Source organism: Stenotrophomonas sp. STEN225, assembly GCF_056756445.1.
Genome location: NZ_JBRRBV010000012.1, coordinates 55,900 through 67,888 on the forward strand (window position 1 = coordinate 55,900; position 11,989 = coordinate 67,888).

General features: G+C 68.0%; 10 protein-coding genes and 1 riboswitch. Of the genes, 5 read left to right on the forward strand and 5 right to left on the reverse strand.

The window, feature by feature from the left end:
• Nucleotides 1–8 precede the first annotated feature (8 nt).
• Nucleotides 9–1,028 carry a glycosyltransferase family 2 protein gene (locus ACVOJ1_RS13075; RefSeq protein ID WP_065174800.1) on the forward strand — a complete coding sequence of 340 codons (1,020 nt, stop codon included), beginning with the start codon at nucleotides 9–11 and terminating at the stop codon, nucleotides 1,026–1,028.
• A complete protein-coding gene (locus ACVOJ1_RS13080; protein WP_053520201.1) occupies nucleotides 988–1,419 on the forward strand; it encodes a CBS domain-containing protein in 432 nt (143 codons plus the stop codon). The genes ACVOJ1_RS13075 and ACVOJ1_RS13080 overlap by 41 nt, the downstream gene beginning before the upstream one ends.
• Nucleotides 1,420–1,736: 317 nt before the next feature.
• Here the strand turns inward: ACVOJ1_RS13080 and ACVOJ1_RS13085 are convergent, their stop codons facing one another.
• The 4 genes from ACVOJ1_RS13085 to ACVOJ1_RS13100 form a co-directional block, all read right to left on the reverse strand.
• Nucleotides 1,737–3,710 (reverse strand): AsmA family protein, encoded by a 1,974-nt coding sequence (locus tag ACVOJ1_RS13085; RefSeq protein ID WP_193396752.1) that lies wholly within the window; start codon nucleotides 3,708–3,710, stop codon nucleotides 1,737–1,739.
• A gap of 85 nt (nucleotides 3,711–3,795) precedes the next feature.
• Nucleotides 3,796–4,434 (reverse strand): PAQR family membrane homeostasis protein TrhA, encoded by a 639-nt coding sequence (trhA, locus tag ACVOJ1_RS13090; RefSeq protein WP_053519889.1) that lies wholly within the window; start codon nucleotides 4,432–4,434, stop codon nucleotides 3,796–3,798.
• Between the two features lie 113 nt (nucleotides 4,435–4,547).
• Complete coding sequence (locus ACVOJ1_RS13095; RefSeq protein ID WP_053519888.1) at nucleotides 4,548–6,152, reverse strand: peptide chain release factor 3; 1,605 nt, start codon at nucleotides 6,150–6,152, stop codon at nucleotides 4,548–4,550.
• Nucleotides 6,153–6,218: 66 nt separating this feature from the next.
• On the reverse strand, nucleotides 6,219–7,103 hold the full coding sequence (locus ACVOJ1_RS13100; RefSeq protein WP_262218580.1) for a M23 family metallopeptidase: 885 nt from the start codon (nucleotides 7,101–7,103) through the stop codon (nucleotides 6,219–6,221).
• 135 nt (nucleotides 7,104–7,238) lie between these two features.
• Nucleotides 7,239–7,357, forward strand: a riboswitch (SAM riboswitch).
• A gap of 77 nt (nucleotides 7,358–7,434) precedes the next feature.
• Here ACVOJ1_RS13100 and metX point away from each other — a divergent pair.
• The 3 genes from metX to ACVOJ1_RS13115 are packed head-to-tail and all read left to right on the forward strand — an operon-like array spanning nucleotide 7,435 to nucleotide 10,762.
• Nucleotides 7,435–8,466, forward strand: coding sequence for a homoserine O-succinyltransferase MetX (gene metX, locus ACVOJ1_RS13105; RefSeq protein ID WP_197571440.1), 1,032 nt, complete (start codon nucleotides 7,435–7,437; stop codon nucleotides 8,464–8,466).
• On the forward strand, nucleotides 8,463–9,698 hold the full coding sequence (locus tag ACVOJ1_RS13110) for an O-succinylhomoserine (thiol)-lyase (RefSeq protein WP_262218583.1): 1,236 nt from the start codon (nucleotides 8,463–8,465) through the stop codon (nucleotides 9,696–9,698). Before metX ends, ACVOJ1_RS13110 begins: the two co-directional genes overlap by 4 nt.
• The gene (locus ACVOJ1_RS13115; protein ID WP_346480522.1) at nucleotides 9,695–10,762 is read left to right on the forward strand and encodes a homoserine dehydrogenase family protein; all 1,068 of its coding nucleotides are present in this window, start codon (nucleotides 9,695–9,697) and stop codon (nucleotides 10,760–10,762) included. Before ACVOJ1_RS13110 ends, ACVOJ1_RS13115 begins: the two co-directional genes overlap by 4 nt.
• Nucleotides 10,763–10,952: 190 nt before the next feature.
• Here ACVOJ1_RS13115 and ACVOJ1_RS13120 read toward each other — a convergent pair whose 3' ends face one another.
• Nucleotides 10,953–11,948, reverse strand: coding sequence for an alpha/beta fold hydrolase (locus ACVOJ1_RS13120; RefSeq protein ID WP_065174805.1), 996 nt, complete (start codon nucleotides 11,946–11,948; stop codon nucleotides 10,953–10,955).
• Between the last annotated feature and the right edge of the window lie 41 nt (nucleotides 11,949–11,989).

An 11,989-nucleotide genomic window follows, 5' to 3' on the forward strand; every position in this document is an offset into this window, starting at 1 on the left:
ATCCGGGCATGATCCGTGAACGCCTCACCGTCGTCATTGCCGCCTGCAACGAAGCTCTGGCGCTGCCGGTACTGCACCCGCGCCTGTGCGCGGTACTGGATGCGATGCCGGACATCGATGGCCACATCCTTTACGTTGACGACGGCAGCCAGGACGGAACCTGGGAGGTGATCGCCGCGCTGGCGCAGTCCGAGCCACGCGTGTCGGCGCTGAAGCTGTCGCGCAATTTCGGGAAGGAGGCCGCGCTGACCGCCGGGCTGGATCTCGTCCGCGAGGGTGCGGCGATGATTCTCGATGCCGACGGCCAGGATCCACCGGAGCTGCTGCCGCAGTTCGTGGCGCGGTGGCGCGAGGGTTATGACAACGTCTATGGCACGCGCCGGGCGCGCGCGGGCGAGAGCTGGGTCAAGCGTGCGACCGCGGCGATGTTCTACCGGGTGATCGGCCGCCTGTCGCGCACGCCGATTCCCGCCGATACCGGGGACTTCCGCCTGCTGTCGCCACGCGCGCTGAGCGCGTTGCGTGAAATGCGTGAGCGTCACCGTTTCATGAAGGGGCTTTTCAGCTGGGTTGGCTTCCGCCGGGTGGCGGTGCCGTACCAGCGCCACCCGCGGGTGGCCGGCAGCAGCAAGTTCAGCCTGTGGCGGCTGTGGAACTTCGCGCTGGAAGGCATCACCGGTTTCTCCACCGTGCCGCTGCGCGCGGCCACCTATCTGGGCCTGGCCACTGCGGCGGTGGCCTTCGTGTTCGGTGTCTGGGTGATCGTGAAGGCCGCGATGTACGGCGACCGCGTGGCGGGCTGGCCGACGATGATGGCGGTGATCCTGTTCCTGGGCGGCGTGCAGCTGATCGCGCTGGGCCTGATCGGCGAGTACCTGGGGCGCCTGTATGAGGAGTCCAAGCAGCGTCCCCTGTACCTGGTTGACGCCTGGCTAGCATCGTCCGTGGCAGACTCCGTCGTGCAACCCACCCTGGGAGGGCAGGCAGATGACGTCGGTACGGCAACTGTTGGACGGCAAGTCCCCTGAAGTGCATGCGGTCGCGCCCGGCGCGGCGGTGATCGATGCGATCCGGCTGATGGCCGAAAAGGGCATTGGTGCGGTGCTGGTGATGGAAGGGCCGCGACTGGTCGGCATCCTGTCCGAACGTGATTACGCCCGCAAGATCGTGCTGCGCGATCGTTCCTCACGCGATACGGCGGTGGCCGAGATCATGACTGCGAAGGTGGTGACGGTGGCGCCCGGCGAACAGGTCGAACATTGCCTGCAGCTGGTCACCGATTACCGTATCCGCCATCTGCCGGTGGTGGAGGGGGGACAGGTGCTGGGGGTGATTTCCATCGGCGATCTGGTGAAGTCGGTGATCGATGCACAGCGCCGCGAGCTGGACCAGCTGCAGCAGTACATCGTGGCGGGATGAGTTTTCGCTGGCGGGCCCGCCGGCCCGCTGTTCGGAGCCGAAGCCGAAGCCGAAGCCGAAGCCAAAGCCAAAGCCAAAGCCAAAGCCAAAGCGGCGCCTTGCTGATGCGCCGGAAGGCGGAGGGCATGGCCGTGCAGGACACGCCGTAAACCCATCCATGGGGGCTCGATGGCGCCATCCATGGCGCCAACGGTCCTGCACGGCCATGCCCTCCGCTTCTGGATACATTGCGGCGAGCGCGGTGGGTAGCGGCCAATCTGGGTTGGCAACACTTTGTCGTTCCGCGTGCCCTTCAATTCGCGATCCAACAAACGTGCCTACTTCGCGTACTGCCCGCCGCAGTCGGCATCCTTGCCGGGGCCCAGTTCGATCGTGGCCAGTAGCGCGGCCGGTGGCGCGATGCTTCCCAGCGCCAGGGCGACCGCACCGCGGACGCCGAGCGCCTTGAAGTCCGGGCGGAACGAAGGATCCTTGAACGTTCCCGCGATGTGCAGCGGCGAGCGCAGCACGAGGATGCTGCGGTCCTTCGGCCGTGGCTTCAGCAGCAGGTCCAGCGACTCATCGCGCAGGCTGACGGTGCCTTCGCCGAGAATCAGCGTGTCGGTGGTATCGACGGCGAACGTGCGGCTGGTCATCAATCCCTCGCGTACGCCGAAGTCGGCAAAGGCGCAGCGCAGCGGAATCTGCTTGTCGCCGGTCACCAGGAACTTGACTGCCTCGGTGATGTCCAGCCCGGCCAGTTCCATCACCAGATTGCCGACGTGGCCACGTCCCATTGCCAGGCCCACATCGCCATTGCTGCTGCCCAGCATGGCGGCGATCGAGTTGCCGCGGCCGCTGAGGTCGATTTCGCCACCGATGCCGCCCTTGGCCTGCTCGGCCAGCTTCGCATCCGGGAACAGTTGTCCCAGCTGCACGCCGCGCACGCTGGCCTTGAGCGCGGTGGCGATCTGCGGCTGCCGCGCATCCATGCGGATCGTGCTGCGGATGTCACCACCGGCCACACCGAAGTTCAGCGGGTCCAGCCGCAGCACGCCATCGTCCAGCAGCAGATGCGCATCCATATCGTCAAGCGGCAGCGATGGTGCGTTGATGCGATGTGCCTTCCAGCGCACATCGGCATCCATCGCGCGCAGCTTGCCGAGATTGTACGGCGTGTCCGGCAGCACCCTGGTACGCGCCGCCACGCGTGCGGCCTCGGCCTTCTGCTCGGCGTTGGCGGTCTCGCCGCCACCGGTTCTGGGCGGGGCGCCGACAAAGCCGGCCAGGTCGTCGAAGTCCAGCCGGCGGGACTCCAGCGTGGCCGTCAGGCGCGGGCGCGCACCACCTGTTTCGAACTTCACATTGCCGCCGAGATCGCTGTCGCCGACCTTGCCGGTGAACTGCTCGTAGCGCCACACGTTATGGTCGCGCTTCAGGCGCCCCTCCAGGGCATAGGGCGGCGAAGGCGGAATGGCGATGCCCAGCAGGGGATACAGGTCGGCCAGATCCTGGCCACTGAGCGCGAAAGCGAGGTCGAGCACCTGCAGCTGGAAGGGATTGGTCAGGGTGCCATGGGCGACGGCATGGGTGGCACCTGCACGCCCATCAAGATGGATGCGGAAGGGATGATCGCTGTCGGTCAGTTCCAGCGGAGATTCGGTGCCGCCGCGAAGGGTGAAAGGATTGCCCTGCCAACGACCCTTGCCCTGCACCAGCAGGGGCGGCGCGGCATCCGCCTGCCTGGGCCGGCCACTACGCACATTGACATGGATGTCGGTGCGACCCGCCGCGTCGATGAACTGCAGGCGGCCGTCATCGATACGCAGCCGCTTGAGCTGGGGCGTGGCGCCGCCGCGGCTGTCACCCAGGAAATCCCAGTTGCCCGGCTCGCCCTTGCGTGGGGCGGTTTCCAGCAGCACGTCGGGACGGGTCAGGCGGATCTCGGGGAGCTGCACGCTGCCCCGCAGCAGGGGCCACACCCGCAGGTCGATTTCGACCCGGTCGGCACTGGCCATGTTCGGCTGCTTCGCCCATGACGCATTGGCGAACGTGACGGTGTCGGCGCGGATCGTGCTGGTACGGCCGAGGTCGACATCCAGGTGGCCGATCTGCAGCACGCGGCCGGTCCGCGCCTGTACCGCCCGCTCGACCGGCCCCTTGAACCAGTTCCAGTCCCAGAGCGCGATCAATACCAGGATGGCCGCCAGCAGGAACACCAGCACCGCCAGCCAGCGCTGGCCTCGCGGGCCAGGGCGGCGGAAGCGCCAGCGCGACGGACGCGGCGGAGCAGGGGAGGCAGTCGCATTCACGCTGCCATGGTTGCCCTGCGCGGGTGGACGCAGCGCGAAGCGTTCATGTGCGCGGTGTGCACAGGAACGCGTGTGGCACGGATATCTACAGCACCTGCATGGTCACCGCGACGAAGTGGCAGACACTGCCGCCGATCACGAACAGGTGCCAGATCGCATGCGAATAGGGGATCGATTCGCGGTGATAGAAGTAGGTTCCCAGCGTGTAGGAGATACCTCCGGCCAGCAGCCAGCCCAGCGTCCAGCCATCGATGGAGGCCAGCATGGGCTTGACCGCGACGATCACCAGCCAGCCCATGGCCACGTAGATGGCGGTGGACAGGCGCTTGAAGCGGCCGGTATAGAACAGCTTGAACACCACGCCGGCCAGGGCCAGCGTCCAGATCGCGGCGAACAGACCCCAGCCCCACGGGCCACGCAGGCCGATCAGCGTGAACGGCGTATAGGTACCGGCGATCAGTACATAGATCGCGCAGTGGTCGAAGACCTTCAGCCTGCCCTTGGCAACCGGATGCTGGATGGCGTGGTAGAGGGTGGAGGCGGTGTACAGCAGCAGCAGCGCGATGCCGAACACGATCGCACCTGCCAGTTGCCAACCATCGCCGTAGATGGCGGCCAGGGTGATCAGCACGGCACCCGCACCGAGCGCCAGTACGGCGCCGAGACCGTGGGTCAGCGCACTGGCGATTTCTTCGCGGATCGAAGCAACGGAAGTCGAGGACATGGCGTAGGCATCATTCGCGGGGAGGGGGACCCGCGCCCCCCTATCATCGCCGCGATGGCGGGCGCATGCACGCCCGCCTCCACACGGAAGTCCGATGTCCTGACTGGCCGGATTCAGCCAGCGGTTAGGGTGTGCGCGGCCTCGCGGGTGGCGGCAAAGCGCACGTCGGGCGCGCGCTCCTGCGCCAGCTGCAGGTTGACCCGGGTCGGCGCGAGATAGACCAGATGGCCGGCGGCGTCCAGCGCCAGGTTCAGTGCGTTCTTCTCGCGGAACTCTTCCAGCTTCTTCTCGTTGCTGCAGTGGATCCAGCGCGCAGTGGTGACGCTGACCGGCTCGAAGGTGGCTTCCACGCCGTACTCGTCCTTCAGGCGGTAAGCGGCCACGTCGAACTGCAGCACGCCCACCGCACCCAGGATCAGATCGTTGCTGGTCAGCGGCCTGAAGAACTGGGTCGCGCCCTCTTCGGAGAGCTGGGCCAGGCCCTTCTGCAGCTGCTTGAGCTTGAGCGGATCGCGCAGGCGCGCACGGCGGAACAGCTCCGGGGCGAAGTTGGGGATGCCGGTGAAGGTGACGGCCTCGCCTTCGGTGAAGGTATCGCCGATGGAAATGGTGCCGTGGTTGTGGATGCCGATCACATCGCCCGGCCAGGCCTCGGCGGCGATTTCACGGTCGCTGGCCATGAAGGTCAGGGCGTTGGCCAGCTTCATCTCCTTGCCGGTGCGCACGTGGAAGGTCTTCATGCCCGCGCTGAAGCGGCCCGAGCACACCCGCATGAAGGCGACGCGGTCGCGGTGCTGCGGGTCCATGTTGGCCTGGATCTTGAACACGAAGCCGGTCAGCTTGCTCTCTTCCGGGGCGATCTCGCGGCCGGTGGTGGCGCGTGCCTGCGGCGATGGCGCGTGCTCGACGAAGAAGTCCAGCAGGGGCTGCACGCCGAAGTTGTTCACGCCCGAACCGAAGAACACCGGCGTCTGCTTGCCCTCGCGATAGGCCTGCAGGTCGAACGGATGGCTGGCGCCCTGCACCAGCTCCAGTTCATCGCGCAGGTCGGCCAGCATCTGTACGCCGATCTTCTCGGCCAGGCCGGGAGCGTCGATCGACGGGAAGATGGTCGAATCCTGGCGGGTGAAGTTGCGACCCGGTTCGTACAGGTGCACCTCGCCGGTCAGCAGGTGGACCACGCCCTTCAGGCGCTGGCCCATGCCGATCGGCCAGGTGACGGGCGCGCACTGGATGCCCAGCACGGTTTCCACTTCATCCAGCAGTTCGATCGGATCCTTGCCCTCGCGGTCCAGCTTGTTGATGAAGGTCATGATCGGGGTGTCGCGCAGGCGGCACACTTCCATCAGCTTGATGGTGCGCTCTTCCACGCCCTTGGCCACGTCGATCACCATCAGTGCCGAGTCCACCGCGGTCAGCACGCGGTAGGTGTCCTCGCCGAAGTCGGCGTGGCCGGGGGTGTCGAGCAGGTTGACGATCTTGCCTTCGTACGGGAACTGCATCACCGAGGAGGTGACGGAGATGCCGCGTTCCTTCTCCAGCGCCATCCAGTCGGAGGTGGCATGGCGGGCCGCCTTGCGGCCCTTGACCGAACCGGCCATCTGGATCGCGCCTCCGAACAGCAGCAGCTTTTCGGTCAGCGTGGTCTTGCCGGCGTCAGGATGGGAGATGATGGCGAAGGTGCGGCGACGCGACGCTTCGGTGGCGACTTCGGACATGGCAGTGGCGCCCGCCCGGGGCGCTTTTCAAAGAGATAAGCGCCTGATTATACCGGCCGTGGCCGGTCAGCGCCCGGCCGCGCCCTCGGTATCACCCTGGCGGGCGAACTGCAGCTGTCCCTGGGAGGTGAAGATGCGCACGGGTACCGAGCGCAGGGCCATGCCGCGGTTGACCTGCACCACGAAATGCAGGTGCGGGGCGCTGCTGTAGCCGCTGTTGCCGGACAGGCCGATTGGTTGTCCGGCCTGCACGGCCTGGCCACGACGGACGCGCATGCCGCCTGCCTGCAGATGGCCGTACAGCGCCATGCTGCCGTCGCTGTGCAGGACACGGATGAAATTCGCCCTGCCGCCGTCGCGCTCGCGGTCCTGGCCGTTGCCGCGGAAGCCGTCCTGGATCTGCATCACGGTTCCCTCGCGCGCGGCCAGCACCAGCGTCGCCTCGGGCAGGGCGAAGTCCACGGCGTCGCGGTTCTCCTCGTCATCGTGGCTGAACCGGCCCTGCGGCGCCTGGTCCACGCGCAGGCGTGCGGCGTCGAACGGCAGGCGGTAGGCCACGTCTTCGGCGCGGGCGTCGGGACGGCCCGGTACCGACTGCAGGCGTACGTCGAGCGTGCTGCCGCCCACGGGCGGGGGCAGGTGACCGACCACGAAGCTGCTGTCGCCCTGCACCAGCGACCGTACCGGCAGGCCCTCGATGGGGCGCCCGGGTCCAGCGCGCAGTTCAACCTGTAATGGGCCGGCCAGGGTGTTGTCGATCCGGGCCTGCCAGTATTCGCCCACCTGCTGCAGCCGCAGTTGCGCCATGGGGGCCGCCTGGCCGATGCCCTGCGTGCTGGGCGCGGGGGCCGGTGAGGGCACCAGGCCCCAGCCCTGCCGCCAGTCGGCCGCTCCGGCGGTGGTGCTGATCAGCAACGGCAGCAGCAGGCAGGACAAGGGCAGGCGCGGCATCGGGCGTTCCGGACAGGGGGACCGCCGCGACTGTACCTGATCCGCAAAAGGTGGGCCGCAGCGATCGCTCCGGGTATTCATCGCTTTATCCGCATGAAGGGATTGACATGCGCGGAAAGCGATGGCATCGTGGCTCCACCATCGAGACCGGCAGAGGGACAGGCCCTTTGAAGCCGGGGCAGCCCGCAGGCGCGCAAGCGCCGGCGTAGGTGCCAAATCCTGCGGGGACCGTGGCGTCCACCGGAAGATGGTTCGAACCATGCACCGCAGGTGCATCTCGAACGCGAGCCCCGCGAAGGCTCGATGGCCGATTCCCCTAACGGATCCCGCCATGAGCTTCGCCCCCAGCACCACGCTTCGCCCCGAACCCTTTGTCCCCGTCAGCGTGCCGGTCGAAGACCGCGTGCACGCCGAGCGCGGCGAGTTCGCCGCGGTGCTGTCGATGCGCCACGCCGGCGCGTGCCCGGTACGCGTTCGCTACGAATGGGTGGGACCGGTCGATGCACCGGTGGTGGTACTGGCTGGCGGCATCTCCGCCCATCGCCATGTGGCGTCCAACGCGCAGTTCGCCGAGAAGGGCTGGGCCGAGGAACTGGTCGGCAGTGGCCGCACGCTCGATCCGCAGCAGCTGCGCGTTCTGGCGTTCGACTTCATCGGTGCGGATGGCGCGCTGGACGTGCCGATCGACACGGCCGACCAGGCCGACGCGCTGGCCCTGCTGCTGGATCACCTGGGCATCCGCACACTGAAGGCGTTTGTCGGCTACTCCTATGGCGCCCTGGTCGGGCAGCAGTTCGCTGTCCGCCATCGCGCCCGCGTGCGCCAGCTGGTGCTGGCCAGTGGTGCGCACCGTCCGCACCCCTATGCCGCGGCGTGGCGTGCGTTGCAGCGCCGGGCGGTCGCCCTGGGACAGCTGCAATGCGGTGAAGACCATGGCCTGGCACTGGCCAGGCAGTTCGCGATGCTCAGCTACCGCACGCCGGAAGAGTTCGGCGAGCGCTTCGACGCTCCGCCCGAGGTGGTCAACGGCCGCGTCCGTGTGGCCGCCGAGGACTACCTCGACGCGGCGGGCGCGCAGTACGTCGCGCGCACCCCAGTGACCGCCTACCTGCGCCTGTCCGAATCGATCGACCTGCACCGCGTGGATCCCACCGCCATCCTGCCGCCAACCGTGGTGGTGGCCGTGGAAGGCGATCGGCTGGTGCCGTTGGCCGACCTGGTCGGTCTGGTCGAGGGGCTGGGTCCGCGCGGCAGCCTGCGCGTGCTGCGCTCCCCATACGGCCACGACGCCTTCCTCAAAGAAACCGATCGCATCGACGCGATCCTCGCTACCGCCTTCCGCACTTCTGGAGAGACCGCATGAGCCTGCACGCCGCCGAGCCGTCCTGTTGTCGCACCACTGCCGCCGTCCGCGCCGGCATCGATCGTGACACCGCCCATGGCGCGGTCACTCCACCGATCGTGCTGTCGTCGAACTTCAGCTTCGAAGGCTTCGGCAACAAGCGCCAGTACGACTACACGCGCAGTGGCAATCCGACGCGCGACCTGCTGGGCGAAGCACTGGCCGAACTGGAAGGCGGAGCCGGTGGCGTGGTCACCGCTACCGGCATGGGCGCCATCAACCTGGTGCTGAATGCCCTGCTGCAGCCGGGCGACACGCTGGTGGTACCGCACGATGCCTACGGCGGCAGCTGGCGCCTGTTCAACGCGCTGGCGAAGAAGGGGCATTTCGAACTGGTCACCGCCGACCTCACCGACCCGCGCACGCTGGCGCAGGCCCTGGCCACCCAGCCACGGCTGGTGCTGGTGGAAACCCCGTCCAACCCACTGCTGCGCATCACCGACCTGCGCTTCGTCATCGAGGCGGCGCACAAGGCCGGGGCGCTGGTGGTGGTCGACAATACGTTCCTGTCGCCGGCGCTGCAGCAGCCGCTCTCCTTCGGTGCCGATCTGGTGCTGCATTCGACCACCAAGTACATCAACGGCCACAGCGATGTCGTCGGCGGTGCGGTGATCGCACGTGATCCCGCGCTGCACGAACAGCTGGTGTGGTGGGGCAACGCACTCGGGCTGACCGGCTCTCCCTTCGACGCTTTCCTGACCCTGCGCGGCCTGCGCACGCTGGATGCACGCCTGCGTGTGCACCAGGAGAACACGGCCTCGATCGTCGCGCTGCTGGACGCGCACCCCGCCGTGGCCCGGGTGTATTACCCCGGCCTGGCCGACCATCCCGGTCATGCCATCGCCGCACGCCAGCAGAGCGGCTTCGGCGCGATGCTGTCGTTCGAGCTGGCCGACTGCGCCGGCGAGGATCCGCACGCTGCCGTGCGCGCGTTTGTCGATGGACTGCGCTGCTTCACCCTGGCCGAATCGCTGGGCGGCGTGGAAAGCCTGGTCGCGCATCCGGCGACCATGACCCACGCAGCGATGAGCGTTGAGGCGCGTGCTGCCGCCGGCATCAGCGAAGGGCTGCTGCGCCTGTCGGTCGGCATCGAGGCCGAGCGCGACCTGCTGGCCGACCTGGGCGCGGCGCTGGCACGCGCCGAAGCGGTGATCGACGCTGCCGCACGTCGCAAACAGGTGGTGGACGCATGAGCGCGCTGGCTGCCGAGATTCCGGCGCTGGGCGGCGGTCGCCTGGCACTGCTGGGCACCGGGACGGTGGGCTCTGCGTTCGTGCAGCGCTACCAGGCCCTGCAGGCGCGCGGCCTGGAACTGCCCAGCGTGCAGTGGCTGGCCAACTCGCGTACTGCGCTGGCCATCGACCGCGATCTGGCCCTGCCGCTCGAACTGGCGCGGCGCGCACCGCGTGGCGGCCAGAGCGTGCCACCGTGGGCCGGTGCCGAAGGGCTGGAGCGTGGCGATGTGGTGGTTGATGCCACCGCCAGCGAAGACGTGGCCGCCCGCCATGCGCAGTGGCTGGCGCGCGGGGTGCATGTAGTGACGGCCAACAAGCTGGGCCGGGGCGGGCAGCTGTCACGCGCGAAGGCCATCGCCGAGAGCTGCGCCGACAGCGGCGCCCGGTACGGCGACAGTGCCACCGTGGGGGCGGGACTGCCGCTGTTGAGCAGCCTGCGCGCGCTGGTGGCCGGGGGGGATCACATCCACGCGATCGAGGGGGTGTTGTCCGGTTCCCTGGCCTGGTTGTTCCATCGCTATGACGGCCGTTCGCCGTTCTCGGCTGCAGTGCGCGAGGCGCTGGCCGCGGGTTACACCGAACCGGATCCGCGCCTGGATCTGTCCGGCGAGGATGTGCGGCGCAAGCTGCTGATTCTGGCGCGCAGCAGCGGACTGGCGCTGGATGCCGCACAGGTGCACGTGGATTCACTGGTGCCCTCGGCGTTGGCTGCGCTGCCGCTGGACGAAGCATTGGCCGAACTGGAGCAGCTGGACGCACCGCTGCAGGCGCGCTGGCAGCAGGCGACGGACAGCGGCCGTGTTCTGCGCTTCGTCGGCCGGGTCGACGCTGACGGCGCACAGGTGGGGCTGCGTGAACTGCCGGCCGATCATCCACTGGCGCAAGGGGCGGGCACCGACAACCGCGTCGCCATCCACAGCGACCGCTATCGCACCCAGCCGTTGCTGATCCAGGGGCCGGGAGCGGGCGCGGAAGTCACTGCTGCCGCATTGCTGGATGACGTGCTGCGCATCGTGGGATGAGCAGCGTCCCGCTGCGCCCGCCGGGCATGGCCCGGTGTTGTCCGCACCGCTGCGCTCGCCGGGCATGGCCGGGCGCTCCCCACCCCGCGGCGCTACCCAACCCGCGGCGCCGGCGGGGATTGGCCGGGCGCTACCGCAATTGTGTTGTTGGGCCGGGTAGCGCGGGGCCTTGCCCGGCGGATCCGCAGTTTCAGCGCCCTTTCAACACCTTCAGCAGCGCGGCATTGAACTGCCTGGGGTCCTGTACCTGCGGCGAATGGCCCAGTTCGGCGAATTCGACCAGCGTCGCGCCGGCAATCGCCGCAGCGGCCGATTTGCCCAGCGCCGGATAGTTGCCCAACCGTGCCTTCACTTCTGCCGGTGCCAGGTCACGACCGATCGCGGTGCGGTCCTTCTGGCCGATGAACAGCGCGGTCGGCACCTTCAGATTCTTCAGCTCGTACACCACCGGCTGGTTGAACACCATGTCCGAGGCAAGTGCCTGGCTCCAGGCCACCGCCTGCCTGCCGTCGCCCTCGTACATGCCCGCTTGCATGCGTGCCCAGGTTTCATAGGCAGGCTTCCAGGTGCCGTCGTAGTACACGTCCAGCTGGTAGCGGCGGATGCTCTCGTAACTGGTTTTCAGCTCGCCGGCATACCAGGCATCGACGCTTCGCCACGGCACGCCCAGCGCCTTCCAGTCCTCCAGGCCGATCGGATTGACCAGCGACAGGCTGCGCAGGTCCTGCGGATAGGTCAGTGCATAGCGCACCGCCAGCATGCCCCCCATCGAATGGCCGACCAGGTGCACGGGCAGGCCGCCGAGCTGCAGCTGCTGCAGCAGTGCATGGGTGTTGGCGGCGAGCTGGCCGAATGAATACTGGTAGCGCTCGGGCTTGCTGGATTTGCAGAAGCCGACCTGGTCAGGTGCGATCACTCGGTAACCGGCGGCGAGCAGGGGAGGGATGGTTTCCTTCCAGGTCGCCGCGCAGAAATTCTTGCCATGCAGGAGCACCACCACGCCGATCGGCGCGGTCGTCGGCGCGATATCCAGATAGGCCATCTGCAGCGGTTGCTGCTGCGATTCCAGGGTGAAGGTCTGTACCGGATGGCCGTAATCGAAGCCCTCCAGCCGCGGCCCATAGGCGGGAGCGGCAGCGGCGGTGAGGGGCAGGCAGGCCAGCAATGCGGCGGCGATCACGCGCATGGGACATTCCGTGACAGGGGATGCCCGAGCCTAACCGGAAT